Origin of the sequence: Streptomyces sp. NPDC048643 (assembly GCF_040650615.1) — a bacterium.
In the GTDB taxonomy this organism is placed as follows: domain Bacteria; phylum Actinomycetota; class Actinomycetes; order Streptomycetales; family Streptomycetaceae; genus Streptomyces.
Window position 1 is genome coordinate 45,053 of sequence record NZ_JBEZHO010000023.1, and the last position, 24,488, is coordinate 69,540.

Here is a 24,488-nt window from a genome sequence, read left to right on the forward strand (position 1 = left end):
GTGTCCGTCGGGCCGGAATTCCGTGGAGTCCGCGCTCGGCCGCGCCTACGATCTTCCGGTGGACCGGCCGGGAGAACACCGGCGTGCCGGGTCGGGACGCCGGCGACCGGTTCACGGACGACGAAGGACGAGGACGATGACCGAGCCCGGGAACGAACGGCGCGCGTACCACCACGAGGTGCGGGGCAGCGGCCCCGTACTGCTGGTCGTACCGGGAGGGGCCGGCCACCCCATGGGCATGGAGGGCCTCACCGACCGGCTCTCCGAGCGGTTCACCGTGGTGACGTACGACCCGCTCGGCCTGTCGCGCACGCCCGTGGACGGCCCGGTCGGCGACCAGCGCGTCGAGGACTGGAGCGACAACGCCCACCGGCTCCTCGGCTCCGTTCTCCCGGACGGCGAGTCGGCGTACGTCTTCGGCACCAGCTCGGGCGGCATCGTCGCCCTCGACCTGCTGGCCCGGCACCCGGAGCGGCTGCGCCGGGTGGTGGCCCACGAACCGCCGAGCGTCGCGCTGCTGCCGGACGCGGCGACCCAGGTCGCGATGGTCGAGGAAGTGGATCGGCTCTGCCGCAGGGAGGGCCCCGCGGTGGCGATGGCGCGTCTGGCCGCGGGCCTGGAGGGCCGGCCCTGGGAGGGCGCGGCGATCGGTCGGGCGGACGGGAGCGCGGAGTCCGCGGAGGCTGTCGCGAGGCACGGCGGAGTGGCGCCCGGCCCGGAGGCGGCCGAGCCCGCGGAGATCCCCGCGGACACCCCGATGGCTGTCTTCCTGGCCCACGTGCTGCGCCCCTTCGCCACCCGCACCCCGGACGTGGACGTGCTCAAAGGACTGTCCGACCGGTTCGTCCTCGGCGCGGGCCGCACCTCCGGAGGCCAACTCCCGCGCCGTACGGCCGTGTCGCTCGCCGGGGCAACGGGAGCCGCGCTGCTCGACTTCCCCGGCGGCCACCTCGGCTGCCTGGAACACCCGGTGGAGTTCGCGGACCTTCTGGCGGAGGTGCTGGTGGGCCGGGCGACACGCCGAGACGCGCGTCCGTGACCGACAGCCGTGCCTCAACTACCCCTCGATCAGGTCGTTTTCCGGGTCAGGGATCGAGTCGCGGCGCGCTCAGGGCCTGCACGTCCGCGTAGGACGGGGTGGTCCCCTGTGGCGTCCGGCCGGCGCGGATGTCCAGGGCCGTGTCGAGGGCGGCGCCCAGGGATCGGCGGTACAGCAGGGAGCCGAGGCTGACCCGGCGGACACCGAGGTCGCCGAGCCGGGCGACGGTCGGGCCGAGCGGCGAGTACAGGATGTTGAGCGGCACGTCGAACGTCTTCACCAGGTCGGCGATGCGGTCCGGGTCGCCGAGGCCGGGCACGAACACGCCGTCGGCGCCCGCCTGGAGGTAGACGTCGAGGCGGCGGCACGTCTCGGTGTGGCTTCCGTCGCCGAGCCAGTACGTGTCCGTCCGGGCGTTCACGAACAGGTGGGGCACCGCGGCCTTGACCGCCGCGATCTTCGCGGCGTGCAGTGTGGCGGATCCGAGGCCGTCCTCGATGTTGACGCCGACCGCTCCGGCGTCGGCCAGTTCACGTGCCAGGCCGGCCACCTCGTCCGGGTCCCGGCCGAACCCGTCCTCCGCGTCCACCGACAGCAGGAATCCGCCGCCACCGAGCTGCCGGGCGAGCTGGATGGTGAGGTCGCGGGTGGCGGCCGCGCCGTCGGGGATCCCGGCGGCGGCGGAGACACCGAGACTCGTGGTCCCCACGGCCTCGAACCCCTGCCCGGCCAGTGCGAGGGCGGAGGCGTGGTCCCAGGCGTTGGGCAGCAGAAGGGGGACATCGGCGTGGTGCAGCGCGGCGAACGAGGCGGCGCCGCCGACCGGGTCGTCACTCGGGGCAGCGGTCATACGGGGACGATAGCGGCGCGAGGGTTCGGTATCCGCCGAACCGTCGCCCGGACCCGCGCCTGTCGGCGTCCCGTCGGCCCGTCCGGCGCTCGACCCCGGCCTGGAGAAGCCCCAGGTCCCCCAGCTCCTTGTGCAGGTCCGCGCGGGGGCTGTCCGGAGTGGGTGGCTGCGCGGTGCGGGGGGCCGGTGTGCCGGGCGGGGTGGGTGGGGTCGGGGTCGCGGTGTTGCGGGGGTGGCGGTCGCGGAACAGCCAGGCGCCGAGGAGGCCGCCGACCAGGCCTCCGAGGTGGCCGAGCCAGCTCACGCCCGGGGTTCCCGGGACGGTGACGGTGAGCATGTAGGCGAAGGACGCCGCCATGACGACGCCGATGAGGGTGTCGATCAGGTGGCGGTCGAAGAGGCCGCGGACCACGACATAGCCGAAGTACCCGAAGATCAGGCTGCTCGCGCCCACCGTGTCCACGCCGCCGTTCTCGAAGAGCCACACCGTGAGGCCGCTGGTCACGGCGACGAGGAGGCTCAGCCCGAGGAAGCGGGCCACTCCGCGGTAGGCGGCGAGGAAGCCGAAGACGAACAGCGGTCCGGAGTTGCTCTCGATGTGGGCCCAACTCCAGTGCAGGAAGGGCGCGCTGAGGATGTCGGGCAGGGTGCTCAGGTCTCCGGAGACGACTCCGTGGTCACGCGAGAGGGCGTAGTGGTCGGCGGAGTTGGCCAGTTGCACCAGCCACACGATCGCGAGGAACGCGAACACCACGAAGAACGCCTTTCGCGCCTCCGCGATCATCTGCTCCGGGTCGACCGCTCCCCTGCCCGCCCGCGTGGTCCTGCCCGCTCTGCCCATGGCCCGTTCCCCTCCCCCCCGCGGATCCGCGTCCGCGTCGGCACCGCCTTCCCCACTCTAGGGAGTTCGGACGAAGACCCTCGGGGAGGGGCCCTGGGACGGCTTCCCCGTCCCCGACGTCTCCGGGCCGTCCTGCGACGGGGCGTCCGGCAGCGCGGCATCCGGGTCGGCGGATGCGGTGAACCGGAAGGTCGCCTCGTCGCCCGGTGCCCAGGTCACCGTGAGGTCGTACGCGCCGGGTCCCTCGTCCTCCGCGGGCGCCACCCCCACCGACACCAGGTCGGTGAGCGGTCGCGGGTCCGGCTCCGCGGTGAGACGGACGAGGGCGACGAAGAGGGACGCGTCGGCTTCGGTGGCCCCTTCCGCCGCCTCCGGCAGGCCGTCCGCGGACGCAACCGCCCTCGACAGGCCGTGCACCGCGTGGAGTTCGGAGCGCGCACCGTCCCGCGCCGCCCAGCCCGTGACCCGTACCGGTGTCCCCGCGGCCGCGCCCGACACCAGGTGGGCCCGCACCTCGACAGCGCCCCGCGCGAGGACGAGACCGGCCACGGCGACGCCCTCCGCGACGGTGTGCCGGGACGCCGCCCAGCCCTCGCCGACTCCGAGCGGCACGATCCCCGTACGGCTCGCGTCGCCACCGACGATCACGCTGTTGTCGTACGAGGGCGAGGGCTCCGTGACGGTCGAGTAGGCGAGCCGCGTGTAGTACGGGTCGTAGCGGGCGTCCTCGCTGCCGTGGTTGTGGAGGCGGACCAGACCGTCCGAACGCGTCGACTGGATCAGCCAGTTGGCCGGGCGGACCGGGGTGACCGCGTCGGCGCGTTCCGCCGGGCCCGGCTCCTCGCGGGCCGTCCACACCTCGTGGTCGGGGGGCAGCAGCAGGCAGACGAACGCCTTGCTGGCCCAGTACGGCGAGGCGGGGCCGGAGTACTCCTGCAGGAACGCCTCGTCGGGGCCGCGCCAGCCCCGGGTGAGCAGGCCGTCGGCGTCGACCGCGCCCCGGTCGAGGAAGTAGCGCAGGGCGCCGGAGGCGAGGCGCCGGGTCTCGCCCGGGGGCAACGGTGTGCGGCCGGTGAGCGCGCCGAGCCACAGCGGGGCGGTGGCCGCGAAGCGGTAGGTCAGGGAGCGGCCCTGGAGCATCGGAGCCCCGTCGCCGCCGAACAGGCGGGCATAGTCGCCGAGATGGGTCTGAAGGCGGCCTGCGTACAGGTCGAGGAGGCGGGTGTCGTCGCCGAGCCAGGCGTGCAGCACCGGGTAGAGGTGCATCGCCCAGCCGTTGTAGTAGTCGAACTTGCGGCCGTGGCCGTCGGTGTACCAGCCGTCGCCGAGGTACCACTGCTCGATGCGCTCCAGGCCGCGGTCGATCACCGCGCGGGAGAGGTCGGGCTCGTAGCCGACGTCCTCAAGGAAGCCGCCGACCGTCACCGGGAACAACTCCCAGTTGTTGGGCCAGGGTTCGGCCTTCAGCGCGTCGCCGAGCCAGGCGGCGGCACGCCGGCGCACGCCGTCGTCCAGGCGGTCCCACAGCTGGGAGCGGGTCAGCCGGAGCGCGAGCGCGACGGACGCGGCCTCCACGAGCGGCTGGCTGCGGTGCTCGACCCGGGGCCAGACTCCCGCCGTTCCGGCGGCGAGCCCGTCCGCGTACCGCTCCAGGACCTTCTCGTCCCGGCGGAAGGCGGCCAGCAGCAGCGTCCGGGCGTAGCCCTCCAGCCCGTCGGAGAGCCGCCCGGAGGCGCTCGCGCGGTTTCCGGGGAGGTGATAGAGGGCGCCCCCGTCGGTCGCGTACGGCGCCACGGCGGCGAGCAGGGAGTCGGCGGTCGCCTCCCAGTGGGCGCGCGTACGGCCGGTGTACGGGCTCAGGGTGCGGTCCTCGGCGGGCTCGGCGGGCATCAGATGGGCTTCCTGTCTCAGGGGGCGTCCGGGCAGGCGTGGCGGTGCGGCAGGACGGAACGCCTTGGCGGCAGGACGCTACCCCTTCCGGGCAAGCGCTTTCCAGACCCCCGGAGCCCCGGGGTGCCAGGACCCGGTTCGGCGCTCCGGTCCGAGCCCGCCGCCGGCACCCCGCACCCCGGCGACTACGGAGCCGGCCGCTCCACCCGTCGGGCCGTGATCAGCTCGTGCAGGTAGCGCTTGGTGACGCTGCCTCCGTACCGGTTGTCGATCAGGCCGGCGAGGCAGGCGAGGAGGCCGTCGCGGGCGGGGGCGGGCAACGCCCGGTGTCCGGAGTAGGTGCGCAGGACGTCGAGGTAGGCCTCGGTGGTGTACGTGATCTCCCGGGAGAAGCGCCGGACCTCGACCGGCCCGAGCCGGTCGCAGGCGTCGAGTTCGCCGGTGTCGGAGGCGACGTCGCGCTCGTCCGACGCGCGCAGGCCGGGTGGGGTGGCGGGATCCCAGCGTTCGTAACACCCCTGGGCCCGGGCGAAGAACTCCTCGGAGCCGCCCGCCACATGGTGGGTGGTGATCAGGGCGAGGGTGCCGCCCGGAGCGAGGGCGGCGGTCATCCTGGGCACGCGTACGGCCGGGTCGATCCAGTGGAAGGCGGTGGCGCAGACCGCCAGTCCGAAGACCGGGCCCGGTGGGCTCCACTCCTCGAACGCGGCGACCTCGACGCGGGCCTCGGGGAACGGCCGCAGGTTGCGCCGGGTCACCGCCGCGAGGGAGGGCCCCAGCTCGACCGCCGTGATCCGGCAGCCGGTCCGGGCCAGGGGTACGGTCAGCTGTCCCGTTCCCGGGCCCACCTCCAGCACACGCGTGTCCGGGGTCAGGCCCGTGTCGCCGATCAGAGCGTCGACCAGGGCGGGCGGATAGGCGGGACGGGCACGGTCGTAGAGCTCGGCGTCCTCGTCGAACACGTCTCGCAGCATGCGTCCAGGCTAGAACGTTCACCCGGTGGGGCGGCCGCCGTGGCCGTGTCAGGAGTGCAGGCCCCAGTGCCCCCGGTGGACCACCTCGGCCGTACCGCGCCTGCGTTCCTCGACGAGAGGGCTCTGCGGGGGAACGTCGTCCGACCGGTGGCCGACGGTGATGCCGCCGATCGGCGCGTACTCCTCGGGGATGCCGAACTCGGCCCGGAAGGGCTCCAGTTCCTCGGGCATGATCCCGAAGAAGCAGGCGTCCAGCCCCTCGTCGACCGCGGTGAGCAGCATCATCAAAGACGCCATCCCGGTGTCGATGAACCAGTACGGGGCGGGCCAGCGCGCCTCCGCCCGGTCCTCCCAGCCCTTGTCGGGCTCGGCGTAACGCTCCAGGTAGGCACTCTTGTGGGCGAGCGGTACGACGACCAGCGGCGCGTCCTGCATGCTCGGCGTCTTCTCCACGCGGGTGGGGACGAAGGGCCAGAACCGGGCGCGGTCCGCCGGGTCGGTCAGGGCCAGGAACGCCCAGCCCTGCGAGAAGCCGGCGGAGGGCGCGCGCAGTGCGGAGGCGAGGACGCGTTCAACGACTCCGGGGTCAGGGGCTTGTCGGAGTAGTGCCGGATCATGCGACGGCGACGGACCACCTCGGAGAATTCCATGTCGGCCGATCATGCCACCGCCCGCCCCCTCCTCGGCAGGGTGCCGTCCGGACCTGCCCGGCAAGGCGCGGTCCGGATCGACTAGCGTCGTGACATGACCAGCGACACGACCGGCCGACCGGCCCGCGACACCCCCCGCACCTTCGCCGAGGCGCTCTCCCGCGGCACGGTCGTGCTCGACGGCGGTATGTCCAACCAGCTGGAGTCGGCCGGGCACGACCTGAGCGACGCGCTGTGGTCGGCACGGCTGCTCGCGGAGCGCCCCGACGCGGTCGTCGAAGCGCATCTCGCCTACTACGAGGCGGGCGCGGACGTAGCGATCACCGCCAGCTACCAGGCCACGTTCGAGGGCTTCGCGCGGCGCGGCATCACGCACGAGCGATCGGCCGAACTCCTCGCCCTGAGCGTCGAGTCGGGGCGCGAGGCCGCCCGGCTCGCCCATGCCAAGGGTGTCGCGCGCCCGCTGTGGGTGGCCGCGTCGGTCGGCCCGTACGGGGCGATGCTCGCGGACGGTTCGGAGTACCGGGGGCGGTACGGGCTGAGCGTCGACGAGCTGGAGCGGTTCCACCGCCCGCGCCTGGAGGTGCTGGCCGCCGCCGGTCCCGACGTGCTGGCCCTGGAGACGGTCCCGGACGCCGACGAGGCGCTGGCCCTGCTGCGGGGTGTGCGCGGGCTCGGCGTCCCGGCGTGGCTGTCGTACAGCGTCGCCGGTGACCGGACGCGGGCCGGTCAGCCGCTGGAGGAGGCGTTCGCGCCGGCCGCCGAGGCGGACGAGATCGTCGCCGTCGGTGTCAACTGCTGCGCGCCCGAGGACGTGGACGCGGCGATCGCCGTCGCGGCCCGTGTGACCGGCAAGCCCGTCGTGGTCTATCCGAACAGCGGCGAGGCCTGGGACGCCGAGGCCCGTGCCTGGACCGGCAGTTCATCGTTCACGGCCGGGCAGGTCGCCGGGTGGGAGCGGGCCGGGGCGCGGCTCGTCGGCGGTTGCTGCCGGGTGGGCCCGGAGGCGATCACGGGGATCGCGACAGCTGTGCGGGGCGTCTGAGGGCGGTCGGTGCGAGGAAGCCCGCACGCGTCCGTACAACCCTCCCGACCCCGGCCACCCACCAGCACGGCCCGCAACACCCACCCTCACGGGCGCCCGGTACCGCTGCCGTCCTCCAGCCCGCAACACCTCACGAGCGCCCGGTGCCGCTGCCGTGCACCAGCACGGCCCGCAGCGCCCCAGTGCTCACGGGCGCCCGGTGCCGCCGTCCGGGGTGCCCCGCGCGCCTGGCCTGCGGAAGCGGCGGACGACGGACAGGGGTGCCGCTATGCGGGTCGTCGTCTCGAACGTCCGGTGTGCCGGCGTTCCGGGTTCGGGGGACCCGTCCGCCGGATCGGCCGTGGGTGCGGTGGGACGCGCCGCCTCCTCCTCCCACAGGGCGAGTTCGCGGTCGCGCGGGCCGTGCACGGTGTGCGGGTCGCCGGCGCCGAAGATCCGGACCGGGTGCGAACTGTCCCAGGCGTCCCACCCCGGATCGCCGTCGACCGCGAACCGTACCCACGCGCCGTGCATGGCGTCCGCCAGCTCCTGCGGGGCTCCCTCGCCCGCGAGCCTCTCCGACTCGGGCACGTCGGGGGTGTCGAAGACGAAGCCCAGTTCCAGGGCGTGGCAGGCGCCGAGGTCCGGCACGTTGGACGGCCAGGCGAACTCGTAGACGTACGCCGGAGCCCGCGGGACGCCTCGGGCGTCCGCGTCGAGCGCGGCGGTGGGGCGGCCGTCGCGGGCGTCGGCGAGGCGGTGCAGCGGGACCCGCAGGACGTGGTCGGTGACCATCTGGCCGACGAGGTCGGCGGTGCCCGCGTCCGGGTGGAGGGCGCGGTAACCGCGGGGGACCTCGTGGCCGCAGTGGCAGCGGGCCATCGCGCCGGCCAGGGCGACCGGGCCGAGGCGGTCCACACGTTCCAGGAGGCCGCCCGGCACGAGCCACAGCCGGTACTCGTCGCGGGTCCAGCCGAGGAGGAGGCCGACGTCCGGCGCGGCGCCCTCGACGAGGGCCTCCAGCGGGTCGCGGGGGACGAGGTCGCCGTCGACGACGATACCGAAGGCGGGACCGCCGAGGACGGGGCTGCTGAGCCGGCCCACCTCGGCCTGGGTGCGCAGGAGAAGGTCGCGGTCGACGGCGGCGAACGCCTCGGCCGTCGCCGGGATCTTCAGCCGGGTTGCCATCCTGCGCACCATCCGGCGCACCTTGTCGCGGTCGCTCGCCTCGGGCGGGCCGCTCTGCAGGACGGCCCGGTGGAAGAGCCCCTGGGCCCGCGGGCTCGCGAGCAGCGCACCGATGCTGATGGCCCCCGCGGACTCGCCGAAGACGGTCACCCGGTCGGGGTCGCCGCCGAACGCGCCGACGGACGCGCGCACCCACTCCAGCGCGGCCAGTTGGTCGCGCAGTCCGGGGTTGGCGGGGGCGTCCGGGAAGAGGCCGTAACCCTCCACTCCCAGGCGGTAGTTGATGGACACGAAGACGACGCCGTCCCGGGCGAACGCGCGTCCGTCGTAGACCGGCACCGCGGAGGAGCCGCGCGTGAGGGCGCCGCCGTGGATCCACACCATGACGGGGAGACGGGCGGCGGGATCCGGGGCCGGTGTCCACACGTTGAGGTTGAGGCAGTCGTCGCCGGGCACGCTGGGGTCGGACAGCAGCCGCCCGAACGCCTCGGAGTACGGCGGTTTCGGCGGCGTCGGGCCGAACGCGCCCGCGTCCCGCACGCCGTCCCACGGCTCGGGCGGCACGGGCGGGCGGAAGCGGTGGGGGCCGAAGGGCGGAGCCGCGTAGGGGATGCCCCGGAAGACCGCGATGCCGTTCTCGTAGCGGCCGCGCACCCTTCCGTGCGGGGTGGCGACCACCGGGTCCTTCGTCTCCGCCGATTCCACCGCGTCCACCGCCATCCGGGACCAGCTCCTCATCGTCGCGAGTCGTAAAGATCAGAGCATCACATCACGTCCCGGTATTCCTGCGGACGTCCCCGTTCGGCCGATATCGCGGTACGGCCCCGGTCAGCGCGTCGCCGGGTCGGCCCCGGTCGCCGCCGCGGCCCAGGTGATGCCGCCGAGGAGGTGGCGGCGGAAGTCCTCGTCGTCGTAGGCCTGCGCGGTGTGTCCGAGGGCGGTGTAGAAGACGCGGCCCGCGCCCTGGGTCCTGCACCACGCCAGGGGGTGGTCGTCGCCCATCCCCCCGCCCTCGTAGGAGGATTCGTCGGCGGAGACGAGGACGCGTACCGAACTGCGCGGACTGGCACGGAAGTCGTACCACTCGTCCGTGAACTCCCAGGCGGGAGGTAGGTGTCGGGTGGCCGGGTGGCCGTGGTCCTCGACGACGGCGCGGCCCGGCTGAAGGTCCGGGTGCCGGTCGAAGCGGGCGCCGAGCAGTTCTCCGTAGTACGGCCAGTCGTACTCGGTGCAGGCGGCGGCGTGCACCCCGACGAACCCGCCGCCCTCGTCCACGTAGGCCGCGAGCCGGTCGCGCCCGGGCGGCGTCAGCACGTCGCCGCTGGTCGACAGGAAGACGACCGCCGCGTACGCGTCGAGGGGCGCTTCGAGGACGGCGGGGTCCTCGGTGACGTCGACGGCGAACCCGTACGCCTCCCCGAGGGCCCGTATGGCGGCGGTCCCGGCCGGAATGGAGTCGTGCCGGTAGTCGGCGGTACGGGTGTACACGAGGACGCGGAAGGTCATGACCGGAGCCTAGTGGCGGCCCCGACCGGGGCGGGGGCCGTCGGACCTGTGCCCCCGCGGCGGCAGCCGTCCCACCCGGGGCGGCCGGGGTGTCCCCGCCGGACAACGCTTCTGCCGCCGGCCGGGAGGGCGCCCGGCCCGCACCTCCCCCTGTCGGAGCGGGGCTCACCCCCCGGGGCTCCGGGGCGGGGTGAGCCCCGCTCCTCGCCCGGCGCGAGCGGCCCCACACGGCGCTCCGCCCTGTCCGATTCCTACAAGACCCGCTCTCCCGGGTCCGCCTACCGTGGCCGTATGACTCCTCGATTCGATGTGATCGGCCTCGTCGTCTCCGACATGGCCGCCTCTCTCACCTTCTACCGTCTCCTCGGGCTCGACTTCCCCGCGGGTGCCGAGGCCGAGCCGCACGTCGAGGCCGGGCTGCCCGGCGGGCTGCGTCTCGCGCTGGACACGGAGGAGACCATCCGGTCCTTCCACCCGGGGTGGCGGCCACCGTCCGGCGGGGGCCGGGTGTCGCTCGCCTTCCGCTGCGACGACCCGGCCGAGGTCGACTCGGTGTACGACGAGCTGGTCGGCGCCGGCCAGCACGGCGAACTGAAGCCCTGGGACGCCTTCTGGGGCATGCGGTACGCCGTCGTGCACGACCCGGACGGAAACGGCGTGGACCTGTTCGCTCCGCTGCCCGGGACCCGGACGCCCGCGCAGTAGTCCCGGCGACTACCGGTGGGCGACCAGTTCACCGAGCGTCGCGCCCGCCAACTCCCTTACGTCACGGGCCAGATGGGCCTGGTCGGCGAATCCGGCGCGGAACGCCGTCTCCGCGAAGGGCACGCCGTCGCGGGCCAGGGCGAGGGCGCGTTGCAGACGCAGGACGCGGGCCAGGGTCTTGGGTCCGTACCCGAAAGCCGTGAGGGACCGTCGGTGCAACTGCCGTGCTCCCAGGCCAAGTTCGTCCGCCGTCCGGGCGACCGGGCGCCCTTCGTCCAAGGCTGCCACGACCTCCAGGAGCACCGGGTCGGGCTCCTCGGTGTCGGCCGCCCGGCGCAGGGCGACATCTTCGAGCGCGGTCACGGGATCGGTGGCCGCGTCGATCCGCGCGGCGAGGCGACGCACCTCGGTGGCCGGCCACAGGTCGGTCAACTCCACGCGTCGGTCGCGGAGTTCGTCAGCCGGAACGCCCAGGTAGGTGGGTGCGGTGCCCGGGAAGAAGCGGACGCCCGCCCAGCCGCCGCCGGACGGCACCTCGTCCGGGACGTAGGGGCCGGTGTCGGGACCGGCCACCAGCAGGCGGCCCTCGGTCCACAGCAGGTCCATGCAGCCGTCCGGCAGAACGGCCGCGACGGAGGCCGCGGGCGGGTCCCCGGGGCCGGCGCCCGGCTCCTCGCGCCCGTTCTCCCGGCCCGGAGCGGGAGGGCTCGGGACGCGGCTCCACACGACCGCGCCCGGCAGCCGGGAGGCCCGTTCCGCGTACATGGGTGCCAGGCTACGCCGCGCCCGTCCGGTGTTCCTGCGGGCTGACGCCGTACACCCGCTTGAAGGCGCTGGAGAGGGCGAAGGCGCTGCCGTAGCCCACGTGGCGGGCGATCGTCTCCAGGGTGTCGTCGCTCTCGCGGAGCCGGTCGGCGGCCAGGGCGAGCCGCCGCCCGGTCAGGTAGGTCATCGGGGGCTCCCCGACGAGTTCGCTGAAGCGTCTGGCCAGGGCGGCGCGCGAGACACCGGCCTTGGCGGCGAGCGTCGCGACCGTCCAGGGGTGCGCCGGATCGTCCCGCACGAGCCGTAGGACGCGGCCCACGACGGGGTCCGCGAGGGCCTGGTACCAGGCGGGGGCGGCGGCCTCAGGGCGGGAGAACCAGGCCCGCAGGGCGGCGATCATCAGGAGGTCGAGCAGTCGGTCGAGGACGACCTCCTGGCCGGGTTCGTCGCGCACCATCTCGTCCGCGAGGATCGAGGTGAGCGGGCACTCCCACACGTCGGAGGTGAGGGACAGCAACGGCGGCAGGGCGTCCAGCAGCCGGCCGTCGACCTCGCCCCGCATCAGGTACGTGCCGATGAGCAGCACCGTGGAGCCGTCGAGCCGGTCGCCCCAGGTCCGCACCCCGAGGTCCCAGTGGCCGCTGAGCGAGCGCCCGTCGGGGTAGGAGCACTCGCCGCCCGGAAGGATCACGGCCTGCGTGGGGGTGTCGGGGTCGTCGGCGCAGACGTACGGGTCGGGGCCGCGGGCGATGGCGAGGTCACCGGCGTGCAGCCGGACGCGCTCGCCGCGCTCCGGTACGACCCAGGCGTCGCCGCGGACCACGAGCATGATCGTCAGCGGGGCGCGGTCCTCGACGCGCAGCGACCAGGGCGGGTCGAAGCACGCGCGGATCATGAAGGCGCCCCGTGCGCGGGGACCCTCCAGCAGGCCGGCAAGGGGGTCCCCCCGCGTCAGCGGGTTCGAGCCCGGGCGAGCGTCCATGGCGCCAGCGTAGACGGACCGGGTGGACGCCGTGGACGTCCGCTTATGGGAACGAGCCGCTCGGCGATGGTTCCGTGCCCGGCGCGGCAGTTGACTCGGAGGCATGACGGAGAACACGCGGAACATGACGGTGTTGGTGACAGGCGCGACGGGACGGACCGGGAGCCGGGTCGCGGCGGCCGCGCGGGCGGCCGGACTGACGGTCCGGCCCGGGTCGCGCGCTACGGGCTTCGACTGGGACGAGCCGTCGACCTGGGCCGGGGCGCTCGCGGGCGCCGCCGCGGCATACCTGGCGCATCCCACGGACGTGGGCTCGCCGGCCGCCACGGAGGCGGTCGGCGCGCTGGCCCGGGAGGCGGTGGGGCTCGGTGTGCGGCGGCTGGTGCTGCTGTCGTCACGGGGCGAGGAGCAGGCCGCGGCGACGGAGGAGGCGCTCAGGTCGTCCGGCGCGCACTGGACGGTCGTACGGGCGGCGTGGTTCGCGCAGAACTTCAGCGAGGGTCCGCTGGTGGAGGGGCTGCGCCAGGGGGAGCTGGTCTTCCCGGCCGGTGAGGTGCGGGAGCCGTTCGTGGACGTCCGGGACATCGCGGACGTCGTGGTGGCGGTGCTGACCGGGGGCGAGCGGTTCGCCGGCCGGGAGGTGGAGGTCTCGGGGCCGCGGCTGCTGACGTTCCGGGAGGCGGTCGCGGAGATCTCCGCGGCCACGGGCGAGGCGATGACGTACACCCCGGTGTCGGCACGGGAGTACGGCGAGGTCCTCGCGGGGTTCGGGGTGCCCGCCGAGGAGGTCGCGTTCCTCGTGGACCTGTTCGGGAGCCTGCTCGACGGCCGGAACTCCCACCTGTCGGACGGTGTCCGGGAGGTCCTCGGGCGGGCGCCGCGGGATTTCACGGAGTTCGCGCGGGAGGCCGCCGCGGGCGGGACGTGGAAGGCCTGACGGACGCGGGGCTCAGGGGGTGTCGTGCGGGGGGTGCTCCTCGCCGTCCTTCTCGGGGCGGTGGGCGTGGTGGGTGTTCCTGGTGTGGGTGCGCAGGCGGGAGGTCACGTCCTCCGGGGGCAGGAAGCGCGACCAGCGTTCCGGGAACTCGGAGGGCATGTCGGGGTCGTCGGGATCGGCGTCGTAGTCGGAGTCGTACGAGCGGGTCGCGGCGACGCGGGCCACGTACTGGGCGGCCTGGGCCTCGCGCATCCGCTCGTTGGCGGCACGAGCGGCGGCGGTGGCGGCGGCCGGCCAGACCCGGTCGATCGCGGCGTTCACGGCCGCGCCGACGAGGACGGCGAACGCGGACACACCGATCCACAGCAGGACGGCGACCGGCGCGGCCAGCGAGCCGTAGATCGTGGGGCCCTCGACGGTGTTGGTGAGGTAGATACGGAGCAGGAAACTGCCGAGCACCCACATGGCGAGCGCGACCAGGGCGCCGGGCACGTCCTCCACCCACGGTGACCGGACGGGCACGGACACGTGGTAGAGCGTGGTCAGGAAGACGACCGACAGCACGATGACGACGGGCCAGTACAGGACCTGGACGACGGTCGTCGACCACGGCACGAAGTTCACCACGGCGTCCGGTCCCGCCACCATCAGCGGCAGCGCGACCGAACCGATCAGCAGCGCCACGATGAACAGCAGGAACGACATGACCCGGGTCTTCACGATCCCGCGGGTGCCGTCGAGGCCGTACATCACGGTGATGGTGTCGATGAAGACGTTCACCGCGCGCGAGCCCGACCACAGGGCGAACAGGAAGCCGAGCGAGATGATGTCCGGCCGGCCGCCCTTCATCACGTCGTGCAGGATCGGCTCGGCGATCTGGTGCACGCCCTTCTCGGTGAGAACCGTGCGGGACGCCTCCAGCAGGTTGGACTCCAGGCTGGCGATGGTGTCGGCGCCCGTCCAGTCGTCCACGTAACCGAGCAGCCCGATCATGCTGAGCAGCAGCGGCGGCACGGAGAGGAGCGTGAAGAAGGCGGCCTCGGCCGCCAGTCCCAGGATCCGGTACTCCATGCACGAGTTGACGGTGTCCTTGAGCAGCAGCCAGGCGGTCCTGCGCTTCGAAACGTTCCGGTACAGCGCGCGTGCGCGGTGGAAGCGGCCCGGGCGGGGCCGTTCAGGTGTTTCTTTTGCCTGGTGCACGTCCTTACCGTATCCGTATGGCAGCCAGCACCCACACCGTGACCAACCAGGCTCCGCCCCTGGTCGGATATGACGTATTCGCCGCCGACCGGGCCCTCACCGAGGCGGTCGACCGGCACCTCGATCCAGGGCTTCTCGACGAGGCCCGCGACGAACTGTCCGCGCTCGGCCGGTCCTCCGGTTCCGCCCAGGTGCAGGAGTGGGGTGCGCTGGCGAACGAGAACCCGCCCAAGCTGCGCACCCACGACCGCTACGGCAACCGGATCGACCAGGTCGACTTCCACCCGGCCTGGCACCGGCTCCTCGGCAAGGGCGTGTCGGCGGGCCTCACCTCCGCGTGGAACCGGCCCGGCGGGCATCTGCGGCGCGCGGCGGGCTTCGTCGTCTGGGCGCAGGCCGAGGCGGGCAACGGCTGCCCGCTGTCGATGACCCACGCGGCCGTCCCTGCGCTGCGCACCGATCCGGCGCTCGCCGCCGAGTGGGAGCCGCGACTGACGTCCACGATCTACGACCAGGAGCTGCGCCCCGCCTCCCGGAAGCCCGGCGTGATCTTCGGTATGGGCATGACCGAGAAGCAGGGCGGCAGCGACGTACGGGCCAACACGACCGAGGCGCGACCGCTCGCCGAGGAGGGGACGTACGGGCTGACCGGGCACAAGTGGTTCTGTTCGGCGCCGATGTCGGACGGCTTCCTCGTGCTGGCGCAGGCGCCGGGTGGGCTGACCTGCTTCCTGGTGCCGCGCGTCCTGGAGGACGACACCCGCAACGTCTTCCGTATCCAGCGGCTCAAGGACAAGCTCGGCAACCGTTCCAACGCGTCGAGCGAGGTCGAGTTCGACGGGACGTGGGCGCGTCGGGTGGGCGAGGAGGGGCGCGGGGTGCGGACCATCATCGAGATGGTCGCGGCGACCCGGCTGGACTGTGTGCTCGGTTCGGCCGCGCTGATGCGGCAGGCCGTCGCGCAGGCGGTCCACCACTGCACGTACCGAGAGGCGTTCGGCGGCCGGCTCGTCGACAAGCCGCTGATGCGCAACGTCCTCGCGGACCTGGCACTGGAGTCGGAGGCGGCCACCACGCTGGCGATGCGGCTGGCCGCGGCGTACGACGACGACAGCGAGCAGGAGCGGGCGTTCCTGCGGCTCGCGGTGCCGGCCGCCAAGTACTGGGTGACCAAGCGGTGTACGCCGGTCGCGGCGGAGGCCCTGGAGTGTCTGGGCGGCAACGGCTACGTCGAGGAGTCGGGCATGCCGAGGCTGTTGCGCGAGTCCCCCCTCAACTCCGTCTGGGAGGGCGCGGGCAATGTGCAGGCGCTGGACGTGCTGCGCGCGCTGCAGCGGGAGCCGGGGGCGCTGGACGCGTATCTGCGCGAGGTGGGACAGGCGCGCGGCGCCGACCACCGGCTGGACGGCGCCATCAAGAACCTGCTGGCCGAACTCGCCGACCTGGACGGCATCGAGGGCCGGGCCCGCCGGCTCGTCGAGCGGATCGCGACGGTGCTGCAGGGTTCGCTGCTGGTGCGCTACGCGCCGCCGGAGGTCGCGGACGCGTTCTGCGCGTCACGGCTGGGCGGGGACTGGGGTTCGGCGTTCGGCACGCTGCCGCACAGTCTGGATCTGGCCACGGTGGTGGAGCGGGCCCGGCCGGTGGCCTGACGGGTCCCGACGCGGGGGTGGTGCTGCGCCGACACGGCACCACCCCCGCCTTGGCCCCGTTCAGGAGCGGGACGCCGCTCAGGCGGCGTCGTTGTCAGTTTCAGGGAACCTTGTGACCGTTGGCGAGAGTTGCAGACCGTTGCATTCCTTTGTGCACCTTGTGCGAAGTCCGCGCGGACCGGGCCGAGAGCAGGCACGATGTGGGGGGACGGCGGCGTCGTGGCTCGTCCGCGGTCCTCGTTCCGGGAGTGCCCTGTGAAGACCACATCGATCCGTCCCACCCCGTTCGCACCGCTCGACGCGTCCGAAACGTCCGCCCCGCTCCGGGGGAGCTGGGCGTCGCCGGTCAAGGGCGCACGCGCGCTGATCGCTCCCCGGCCGGTGATCGGCCAGTCGTGGCAGCGGATGAGACGTCTGGGCATCCATCCCGAACAGGGAACGGACAGCGTGCGGTTGCAGTCGGACGAACTCGAACACCGGCGGACGTCCACCGTCCTCGCCGATGTGCTCCCGACGCTCAGCGCCGGGCTCGGAGCGGTCGTCGACGCCTCCCTGCAGATCATGGTGGTCGCGGACCCCGAGGGCCGGGTGCTGTGGCGGGAGGGCAACGCGGGCGTGCTGCGCCGCGCCGACGCCGTCTGCCTGGCCGAAGGGGCCGACTGGAGCGAGGACACCACCGGCACCAACGCCATCGGCACGGCCCTGTCGGTGGACGCACCGGTGCAGGTGCACGCGGCCGAGCACTTCGTCCGCGCCCTGCACGAGTGGACGTGCGCCGCGGCCCCCGTCCACGACCCGCGGGACGGACGGCTGCTCGGTGTGGTCGACGTGAGCGGCCCGGACACCACCTTCCACCCGGCCACGCTCGCCCTGGTCGACACGGTGACGCGACTGGCCGAAAGTGAACTGCGCACCCGGCATCTGACGGCCATCGAGCGGTTACGCGCGGTCGCGGCCCCCCTGCTGTCGCGGCTGTCCGGCCGGGCGATGGTGGTGGACACCCACGGCTGGCTCGCCGCCGTCACCGGGATGCCGCCCGTCGACCGGGTCCCGCTGCCGGACGACTTCGGCGCCGGCCGGACCTGGCTGCCGACGCTCGGGACGTGCGTCGCCGAGCCGATGCCGGGCGGCTGGCTGCTGCGCGTCACCGGGACCGAGGACCACGACGGCGCCGCCCGGATCCACCTCGACCTCGCCGACCCGCGGCGGCCCTGCGTCACCGTCTCGGGCTCGGCGGGCAGTTGGTCCCAGGACCTCAGCCCGCGCCACGCGGAGCTGCTGTACGTCCTCGCCGTGCACCGGCAGGGGCGCAGCGCGGCGCAGCTCGCGGTCGACCTGTTCGGCGACCCGACCCGCACGGTCACCGTCCGTGCCGAGCTGTCCCGTGTACGGCGTCGGCTCACCGGGCTCCTCGACCACCGGCCCTACCGCTTCCGCGAGGAGGTGGAGGTCGGGGTCCTGCTGCCCGAGGACCCGCTGGACCTGCTGCCGCACTCGACGGCTCCGGCGGTGCTCGGAGCCCGGTCGGCGGCCGAACCGGCACGGTCCTGAGAGCGGGGCCGCGGCGGACGGATGACGGGGACGGGCAGGCCGTCCGTCCCCGGCGATACGGACGAAGGGTATGACGTGAGCGTATTTAGTGAGCGTCTTCCGTGGACTTTGTCCTGGCCCGGGGGTCTCTGTCGTAGCATCCCCTTCACAGGCCACCCCACCCGTCTCTCCGTCAACGCCCTCGGCGGGGGAGGCAGTTGGCCTAATCGGGAGGACGCATGAAGCAGCGCGGCAGGCACCGTCGTCGCAGAAGGGGTCAGGCGCTGCGCGCCACCCTTGCCGGAACCGCGCTCGCACTCACCGCGGCCGCCACCCTGATCAGCACCTCGCAGGCCACCGGCGGCAACAGCCCGGGCGGCCTCACCGAACTCCGGACCGGCTCGGCCTCCCAGCAACTGGGTCTGCACGAGAACCTGACCTCACGGGAGTCGCTCGACACGCTCAGCGGGACCATGGGCGGCAACGTCGGCGTCGAGGGCGTCCTGGACGACACCGACCACGCCCTGCGCAACACCGCCGACTGCTCCGCGACCGAACGGTCCGCGCTGCCCGTCGAACCGACGGCCACGCGCGCGTACTGCTGGGACCGCGCGGACGCGCGGACCGGGCGGTGGCAGCCACGCTCCGTGACCACCTCCGGGGACGCCGACGTCACCGGACAGTGGGGCACCCGCCGGGTGATCCTCGCGGGCTGGACCCACCGTGGCGGAGACACCACCCCGGCGTCCCGGCGCGAGGGCTTCGCCAAGGTCGCCTTCGTCGACGCCACCGACCCGGAGGCGCTCCGGTACCGATGGGTCCTGCTGGTCGCCCCGCGCTCCGGCGGCAAGGACTTCACCGCGGTCCGCTCGGGCCTCGGCGGCATGGTCTGGTACCAGGACAAGCTGATCGTCACCGCGGCGCACGGCGCGGGCCTTCTCGTCTTCGATCTGCACCGCGTGCTGCGCACCGGGGTGCACGGCACCGCCGTGGGCCGGACCGGAGACGGCTACTCGGCCGCCGGCTACCGGTACGTGATGCCCGCCATCGGCTCGTACGACCCGGAGGGCGGTTCCTGTACGCGCGGCCGCGACCGGGCGGTCCCCTGTTTCGGCTCGCTCTCCCTGGACCGTACGACCACACCGGCGAGCCTGGTGGCCACGGAGGCCGCCGCCGGCCGCGCGGAGCGGACCCGCGTCTGGCGTTATCCGTTCAGCACCGCCGCGTACCGCACGGGGCTGCTCGCCGACGCCCAGGGACACGTGGACGCGGTCGAGGCCTACACGACCAAGGGCACCGGCGTGTCCGGCGTCCTCTCGCACCGGTCCGCGGGTGCGCGCGAGGCCCGGTGGTACGTGGGCCGGCCGTCCGGGAACGGCGGCCAGCACGGTTCGCTGTGGCGGCAGAACGGGGACGGCGCCCAGGCGGCCACCTGCACCGCGGACCAGTCGCACGCCTGCTGGGGTCTCGGCCCCGGGGCCCTCTCCTACTGGCCGCAGACCGGCGAACTGTGGACCCTCACGGACACGGCGGCTCGGCGGGTGCTGTACGCGGTGCCGCTCTCGTCGGTCGACAAGTCGCTCGAGTAACGCAGCGGTGGGACCGCCGAACGGTCGGCGGCGGGCCCGGTCCGGTCCTACCGGGACCGCTTTTTGGAGGGGCGCCCGCGCTCGTGGTTCCCTGACCGGCATGAGCAACGTCAGCGTGACCACCTGGTCCCTGGAGCAGACGGCACCGACCGACCTGCTCCCCGCGATCGCCCCCGACGGCGACGTCCGCATCGTCCGCGCCGAGGTCCCCTCCCCCGAGTTCAGCCGCTTCCTGTACGCGTCCGTCGGCGGCGACATCCGCTGGACCGACCGGCTCTCCTGGACGTACGCGCAGTGGCAGGAGGTCCTCGACAAGCCGGGCGTGGAGACCTGGGTCGCCTACGACCGGGGGACCCCGGCGGGCTACGTCGAGCTGAGCGCGCAGGACGACGGGATCGTCGAGGTCGCCTACTTCGGACTCCTCCCCGCCTTCCGCGGCCGCCGCATCGGCGGGCACCTGCTGTCCCACGGGACCGCGCGCGCCTGGGACCTGGCCGAGCGGTGGCCCGGGCTGGCCGGGACGAAGCGCGTCTGGCTGCACACCTGCAGCAAGGACGGCGAGCACGCGATGGACAACTACCTGCGCCGCGGCTTCAAGCTCTTCGACACCAAGGTCGAGGAGGAGCGCGAGGTGGCCACCCCGGGCCCGTGGCCCGGAGCCCACACCCCCTGAGCCGCGCTCCTCATCTCGCCGCCCCGCGCACGCGCGCGAACCCGGTTCTGTGACCGGCGACACCCTTGTCTCGCCATGCGGGACAAGGGTGTCCACATTCTGGATGATGGTGGACTGGCCCGAGATCCGCGTGACACGCTTCCGTCATGTCTGGAACTGGGATTGCCTTGGTGAGTCGGCGGCACGTCGACCTCGGCCGCATGTCCAGCGCCATCTGTCCGGCGAGCTGATCAGCACAGCGACGCCGACTTCCCTCCCTTTCTGCACTCCCCGCGCAGCATCGCGCCCATACCCCCGTATGCGCCCGTGCGCGCAGGTCAGAGCCGCAGACAGACCTGTCCCGCAGTCTCGAAGGACGTAACAGCCATGGCCGCCACCCCGCAGAATCCCGACGCCGCGCCCCGCCGCAAGGTGAGCCGTCACCGTGGTGAGGGTCAGTGGGCCGTGGGTCACTTCACCCCGCTCAACGGGAACGAGCAGTTCAAGAAGGACGACGACGGTCTCAATGTGCGGACACGCATTGAGACGATCTATTCCAAGCGGGGCTTCGACTCGATCGACCCCAACGACCTGCGCGGCCGGATGCGCTGGTGGGGTCTCTACACCCAGCGCAAGCCCGGGATCGACGGCGGCAAGACCGCGATCCTGGAGCCGGAGGAGCTGGACGACAAGTACTTCATGCTGCGCGTCCGGATCGACGGCGGCCGGCTGACCACGGACCAGCTGCGTGTCATCGGCGAGATCTCGCAGGAGTTCGCGCGCGGCACCGCCGACCTCACAGACCGGCAGAACGTGCAGTACCACTGGATCCGCATCGAGGACGTCCCGGAGATCTGGGACCGTCTGGAGGCCGTGGGTCTGTCCACGACCGAGGCCTGCGGTGACACGCCCCGCGTCATCCTCGGTTCGCCCGTCGCCGGCATCGCCGAGGACGAGATCATCGACGGCACACCCGCCGTCGAGGAGATCCACCGCCGGATCATCGGCAACAAGGACTTCTCGAACCTGCCCCGCAAGTTCAAGTCGGCGATCTCCGGCTCGCCGCTGCTCGACGTGGCGCACGAGATCAACGACATCGCCTTCGTGGGCGTGCACCACCCCGAGCACGGACCCGGCTTCGACCTGTGGGTCGGCGGCGGCCTCTCCACCAACCCGAAGATCGGCCAGCGCCTCGGCGCCTGGGTCCCGCTGGACGAGGTCGCGGACGTCTACGAGGGCGTCATCTCGATCTTCCGTGACTACGGCTACCGCCGGCTGCGCACCCGCGCCCGCCTGAAGTTCCTGGTCGCCGACTGGGGTGTGGAGAAGTTCCGCCGGATCCTGGAGGACGACTACCTGGAGCGGAAGCTCGTCGACGGGCCCGCCCCCGCCCAGCCCGTCGCCCGCTGGCGCGACCATGTCGGCGTGCACCGCCAGAAGGACGGCCTCTTCTACGTCGGCTTCGCGCCGCGCGTCGGCCGGGTGGACGGCGCGACGCTGACCAAGATCGCCGAACTGGCCGAGGCGCACGGCTCGGGCCGGCTGCGCACCACGGTCGAGCAGAAGATGATCGTGCTCGACGTGGACGAGACGCGGATCGACTCGCTCGTCGAGGGCCTGGAGGCACTCGACCTGACGGTCCGTCCCTCCACCTTCCGGCGCGGCACGATGGCCTGCACCGGCATCGAGTACTGCAAGCTCGCGATCGTCGAGACCAAGGCGCGCGGAGCTTCCCTGATCGACGAACTCGAGCGCCGCATCCCCGAGTTCGAAGAACCCATCACCATCAACATCAACGGCTGCCCGAACGCCTGCGCCCGCATCCAGGTCGCGGACATCGGCCTCAAGGGCCAGTTGGTCCTCGACGAGCGGGGCGAGCAGGTCGAGGGCTTCCAGGTGCACCTGGGCGGCGCGCTCGGCCTGGAGGCCGGCTTCGGCCGCAAGGTCCGTGGCCTGAAGGTCACCTCGGACGAACTGCCGGACTACATCGAGCGGGTCCTCAAGCGCTTCCAGGCGGAGCGCGAGGACGGCGAGCGCTTCGCCGTCTGGGCCTCGCGTGCCTCCGAGGAGGCGCTGTCATGAGCGAGCGAGCAGCGCCGTTCTACTGCCCCTACTGCGGGGACGAGGACCTGCGGCCCAGCGAAGAGGGTCACGGCGCGTGGGAATGCGCGGCGTGCAACCGGGCCTTCCAGCTGAAGTTCCTCGGGCTGCTGTCCCGGGGCCTTCGGCAGGACGACCGTGGAGGGGCGGAGATATGACGGCACTTCAGGAAGAGCGCACGGAAGAGGACTTGAAGAACCTCGCCGAGCGGGCGGGGCGCGACCTGGAGGACGCCTCCGCCCTGGAGATCCTCCGCTGGGCCACGGACACCTTCGGCGGGAAGTTCTGCGTCACCTCCTCGATGGAGGACGCGGTGGTGGCCCATCTGGCCTCCCGCGCGTTCACCGGCGAGGGCCGCGTCGACGTGGTGTTCCTCGACACCGGCTACCACTTCCCCGAGACCATCGGCACCCGGGACGCCGTCGAGGCCGTGATGGACGTCAATGTCATCACGCTCACCCCGCGCCGCACGGTCGCCGAGCAGGACGCCGAGTTCGGGCCGAAGCTGCACGACCGCGACCCGGACCTGTGCTGCGCGATGCGCAAGGTCCAGCCGCTCGAAGAGGGCCTGACCGCCTACGACGCCTGGGCGACCGGGCTGCGCCGCGACGAGTCCCCGACCCGGGCGAACACCCCGGTCGTCGGCTGGGACGAGAAGCGCCGCAAGGTCAAGATCGCGCCCATCGCCCGCTGGACGCAGGACGACGTCGACGCGTACGTCGCGGAGCACGGGGTCCTCACCAACCCCCTGCTGACGGACGGCTACGCCTCCGTCGGCTGCGCGCCCTGCACCCGCCGGGTGCTGGCGGGCGAGGACGCGCGCGCGGGCCGCTGGGCGGGCCGCTCGAAGACAGAGTGCGGGCTGCACGGATGACGCCGACGACGACGGCAACCGACACGGCCGCGCCCGCCGCGGACCCCACGAACTCCCAGGAGCAGCAAGTGACGACCGGAGCCACCGTCTGGCTCACGGGTCTGCCGAGCGCCGGCAAGACCACCATCGCGTACGAACTGGCCGGCCGGCTGCGCGAGGAGGGCCACCGCGTCGAGGTGCTCGACGGCGACGAGGTCCGCGAGTTCCTCTCCGCGGGCCTCGGTTTCTCCCGCGCGGACCGCGACACGAACGTCCGGCGGATCGGCTACCTCGCCGAACTGCTGGCGCGCAACGGCGTCAAGGCGCTCGTGCCGGTGATCGCCCCCTACGCGGACAGCCGAGACGCGGTCCGGGGACGTCACCAGGACGGCGGCACCCCCTACCTGGAGGTGCACGTGGCGACACCGGTCGAGGTCTGCTCGGTGCGTGACGTGAAGGGGCTGTACGCCCAGCAGGCCGCGGGTGAGATCTCGGGCCTGACCGGCGTCGACGACCCTTACGAGGAGCCCGAGTCGCCCGATCTGCGCATCGCGTCGCACACCCAGACCGTGCAGGAGTCCGCGGCCGCGCTGCACGCGCTGCTCACCGAGAGGGGTCTCGCATGACGACCGTCGCCAGTGTCACCGGGGACACGGACAGCAGCCCGTACGCGCTGTCGCACCTGGACGCCCTGGAGTCCGAGGCCGTGCACATCTTCCGCGAGGTCGCGGGCGAGTTCGAGCGGCCGGTGATCCTCTTCTCCGGCGGCAAGGACTCCATCGTCATGCTGCACCTCGCGCTGAAGGCGTTCGCGCCCGCCGCGATCCCCTTCACGCTGCTGCACGTGGACACCGGGCACAACTTCCCCGAGGTCCTCGCCTACCGCGACCGAACGGTGGAGGAGCACGGGCTGCGGCTCCACGTCGCCTCCGTGCAGGACTACATCGACCGCGGTGTGCTGCGCGAACGCCCCGACGGCACCCGCAACCCGCTGCAGACCCTCCCCCTGACCGAGAAGATCCAGGCGGAGCGCTTCGACGCCGTCTTCGGCGGCGGGCGCCGCGACGAGGAGAAGGCCCGGGCCAAGGAGCGGGTGTTCTCGCTGCGTGACGAGTTCTCCCAGTGGGACCCCCGCCGCCAGCGCCCCGAGCTGTGGCAGCTGTACAACGGCCGCCACGCGCCCGGCGAGCACGTCCGCGTCTTCCCGCTGTCCAACTGGACGGAGCTGGACGTCTGGCAGTACATCGCCCGCGAGGGCATCGAGCTGCCGGACATCTACTTCGCGCACGAGCGGGACGTCTTCCAGCGGTCCAACATGTGGCTGACCGCCGGTGAGTGGGGCGGTCCGAAGGACGGCGAGACGGTCGAGAGGCGGCTCGTCCGCTACCGCACCGTCGGCGACATGTCCTGCACCGGCGCCGTCGACTCCGAGGCGACCACCCTGGACGCCGTCATCGCCGAGATCGCCGCGTCCCGCCTCACCGAGCGCGGTGCCACCCGCGCCGACGACAAGATGTCCGAGGCCGCGATGGAAGACCGCAAGCGCGAGGGGTACTTCTAG

24 protein-coding genes are annotated in these 24,488 nt (G+C 73.1%); 14 read left to right on the forward strand and 10 right to left on the reverse strand.

Going from position 1 to position 24,488, the window contains the following annotated elements; genetic code table 11:
* The first annotated feature begins 136 nt into the window (after positions 1–136).
* Complete coding sequence (locus AB0C62_RS22855; protein ID WP_362975842.1) at positions 137–1,039, forward strand: alpha/beta hydrolase; 903 nt, start codon at positions 137–139, stop codon at positions 1,037–1,039.
* Between the two features lie 46 nt (positions 1,040–1,085).
* Here the strand turns inward: AB0C62_RS22855 and AB0C62_RS22860 are convergent, their stop codons facing one another.
* The 5 genes from AB0C62_RS22860 to AB0C62_RS22880 all read right to left on the reverse strand — a co-directional run bounded on the left by AB0C62_RS22860 (position 1,086) and on the right by AB0C62_RS22880 (position 6,257).
* Complete coding sequence (locus AB0C62_RS22860; RefSeq protein ID WP_362975844.1) at positions 1,086–1,889, reverse strand: isocitrate lyase/phosphoenolpyruvate mutase family protein; 804 nt, start codon at positions 1,887–1,889, stop codon at positions 1,086–1,088.
* Positions 1,870–2,730, reverse strand: a complete 861-nt coding sequence (locus tag AB0C62_RS22865; RefSeq protein WP_362975846.1) for a rhomboid family intramembrane serine protease — start codon at positions 2,728–2,730, stop codon at positions 1,870–1,872. Before AB0C62_RS22865 ends, AB0C62_RS22860 begins: the two co-directional genes overlap by 20 nt.
* Before the next feature lie 57 nt (positions 2,731–2,787).
* Complete coding sequence (locus AB0C62_RS22870) at positions 2,788–4,620, reverse strand: DUF2264 domain-containing protein (protein ID WP_362975848.1); 1,833 nt, start codon at positions 4,618–4,620, stop codon at positions 2,788–2,790.
* 185 nt (positions 4,621–4,805) lie between these two features.
* Entirely contained in the window at positions 4,806–5,594 is a 789-nt protein-coding gene (locus AB0C62_RS22875; protein ID WP_362975850.1) for a class I SAM-dependent methyltransferase, read from the reverse strand.
* 48 nt (positions 5,595–5,642) lie between these two features.
* The gene (locus AB0C62_RS22880; protein ID WP_362975852.1) at positions 5,643–6,257 is read right to left on the reverse strand and encodes a nitroreductase family protein; all 615 of its coding nucleotides are present in this window, start codon (positions 6,255–6,257) and stop codon (positions 5,643–5,645) included.
* 81 nt (positions 6,258–6,338) lie between these two features.
* Between AB0C62_RS22880 and mmuM the strand changes: the two genes are divergently transcribed.
* The gene (gene mmuM / locus AB0C62_RS22885; protein ID WP_362975854.1) at positions 6,339–7,289 is read left to right on the forward strand and encodes a homocysteine S-methyltransferase; all 951 of its coding nucleotides are present in this window, start codon (positions 6,339–6,341) and stop codon (positions 7,287–7,289) included.
* A 186-nt stretch (positions 7,290–7,475) separates the two neighbouring features.
* Here mmuM and AB0C62_RS22890 read toward each other — a convergent pair whose 3' ends face one another.
* Both AB0C62_RS22890 and AB0C62_RS22895 read right to left on the reverse strand, forming a co-directional pair.
* Entirely contained in the window at positions 7,476–9,194 is a 1,719-nt protein-coding gene (locus AB0C62_RS22890; protein ID WP_362975856.1) for a carboxylesterase family protein, read from the reverse strand.
* Positions 9,195–9,284: 90 nt separating this feature from the next.
* Positions 9,285–9,962: a ThuA domain-containing protein gene (locus AB0C62_RS22895; protein WP_362975858.1), complete on the reverse strand. Its 678-nt coding sequence runs from the start codon at positions 9,960–9,962 to the stop codon at positions 9,285–9,287.
* 291 nt (positions 9,963–10,253) lie between these two features.
* Here AB0C62_RS22895 and AB0C62_RS22900 point away from each other — a divergent pair, with 291 nt between their 5' ends.
* On the forward strand, positions 10,254–10,667 hold the full coding sequence (locus AB0C62_RS22900; RefSeq protein ID WP_362975860.1) for a VOC family protein: 414 nt from the start codon (positions 10,254–10,256) through the stop codon (positions 10,665–10,667).
* A gap of 9 nt (positions 10,668–10,676) precedes the next feature.
* Here the strand turns inward: AB0C62_RS22900 and AB0C62_RS22905 are convergent, their stop codons facing one another.
* Together AB0C62_RS22905 and AB0C62_RS22910 are read right to left on the reverse strand one after the other, a co-directional pair.
* Positions 10,677–11,432 carry a helix-turn-helix transcriptional regulator gene (locus AB0C62_RS22905; RefSeq protein ID WP_362975862.1) on the reverse strand — a complete coding sequence of 252 codons (756 nt, stop codon included), beginning with the start codon at positions 11,430–11,432 and terminating at the stop codon, positions 10,677–10,679.
* Between the two features lie 10 nt (positions 11,433–11,442).
* Complete coding sequence (locus tag AB0C62_RS22910; protein WP_362975864.1) at positions 11,443–12,414, reverse strand: AraC family transcriptional regulator; 972 nt, start codon at positions 12,412–12,414, stop codon at positions 11,443–11,445.
* A gap of 103 nt (positions 12,415–12,517) precedes the next feature.
* Here AB0C62_RS22910 and AB0C62_RS22915 point away from each other — a divergent pair, with 103 nt between their 5' ends.
* Entirely contained in the window at positions 12,518–13,351 is an 834-nt protein-coding gene (locus AB0C62_RS22915) for an NmrA family NAD(P)-binding protein (protein WP_362975866.1), read from the forward strand.
* A gap of 12 nt (positions 13,352–13,363) precedes the next feature.
* On the opposite strand, the gene AB0C62_RS22920 is transcribed toward AB0C62_RS22915, so the two are convergent.
* On the reverse strand, positions 13,364–14,551 hold the full coding sequence (locus AB0C62_RS22920) for a YihY/virulence factor BrkB family protein (protein ID WP_362975868.1): 1,188 nt from the start codon (positions 14,549–14,551) through the stop codon (positions 13,364–13,366).
* A gap of 17 nt (positions 14,552–14,568) precedes the next feature.
* Between AB0C62_RS22920 and AB0C62_RS22925 the strand changes: the two genes are divergently transcribed.
* The 10 genes from AB0C62_RS22925 to cysD all read left to right on the forward strand — a co-directional run bounded on the left by AB0C62_RS22925 (position 14,569) and on the right by cysD (position 24,488).
* Positions 14,569–16,203 carry an acyl-CoA dehydrogenase family protein gene (locus AB0C62_RS22925; RefSeq protein WP_362975870.1) on the forward strand — a complete coding sequence of 545 codons (1,635 nt, stop codon included), beginning with the start codon at positions 14,569–14,571 and terminating at the stop codon, positions 16,201–16,203.
* Positions 16,204–16,608: 405 nt separating this feature from the next.
* Entirely contained in the window at positions 16,609–17,754 is a 1,146-nt protein-coding gene (locus AB0C62_RS22930; protein WP_362975980.1) for a GAF domain-containing protein, read from the forward strand.
* A 218-nt stretch (positions 17,755–17,972) separates the two neighbouring features.
* Complete coding sequence (locus AB0C62_RS22935; protein WP_362975872.1) at positions 17,973–19,322, forward strand: hypothetical protein; 1,350 nt, start codon at positions 17,973–17,975, stop codon at positions 19,320–19,322.
* Positions 19,323–19,422: 100 nt separating this feature from the next.
* Positions 19,423–19,995, forward strand: a complete 573-nt coding sequence (locus AB0C62_RS22940; protein ID WP_362975874.1) for a GNAT family N-acetyltransferase — start codon at positions 19,423–19,425, stop codon at positions 19,993–19,995.
* Between the two features lie 146 nt (positions 19,996–20,141).
* On the forward strand, positions 20,142–20,225 hold the full coding sequence (locus tag AB0C62_RS22945; RefSeq protein ID WP_309486338.1) for a putative leader peptide: 84 nt from the start codon (positions 20,142–20,144) through the stop codon (positions 20,223–20,225).
* Positions 20,226–20,361: 136 nt separating this feature from the next.
* Positions 20,362–22,056 carry a nitrite/sulfite reductase gene (locus tag AB0C62_RS22950; protein WP_362975876.1) on the forward strand — a complete coding sequence of 565 codons (1,695 nt, stop codon included), beginning with the start codon at positions 20,362–20,364 and terminating at the stop codon, positions 22,054–22,056.
* On the forward strand, positions 22,053–22,232 hold the full coding sequence (locus tag AB0C62_RS22955) for a hypothetical protein (RefSeq protein ID WP_081220004.1): 180 nt from the start codon (positions 22,053–22,055) through the stop codon (positions 22,230–22,232). The genes AB0C62_RS22950 and AB0C62_RS22955 overlap by 4 nt, the downstream gene beginning before the upstream one ends.
* Entirely contained in the window at positions 22,229–22,948 is a 720-nt protein-coding gene (locus AB0C62_RS22960; RefSeq protein ID WP_362975878.1) for a phosphoadenylyl-sulfate reductase, read from the forward strand. The genes AB0C62_RS22955 and AB0C62_RS22960 overlap by 4 nt, the downstream gene beginning before the upstream one ends.
* Positions 22,945–23,553, forward strand: a complete 609-nt coding sequence (gene cysC / locus AB0C62_RS22965) for an adenylyl-sulfate kinase (protein ID WP_362975880.1) — start codon at positions 22,945–22,947, stop codon at positions 23,551–23,553. Before AB0C62_RS22960 ends, cysC begins: the two co-directional genes overlap by 4 nt.
* Positions 23,550–24,488, forward strand: a complete 939-nt coding sequence (gene cysD / locus AB0C62_RS22970) for a sulfate adenylyltransferase subunit CysD (protein WP_164375023.1) — start codon at positions 23,550–23,552, stop codon at positions 24,486–24,488. Before cysC ends, cysD begins: the two co-directional genes overlap by 4 nt.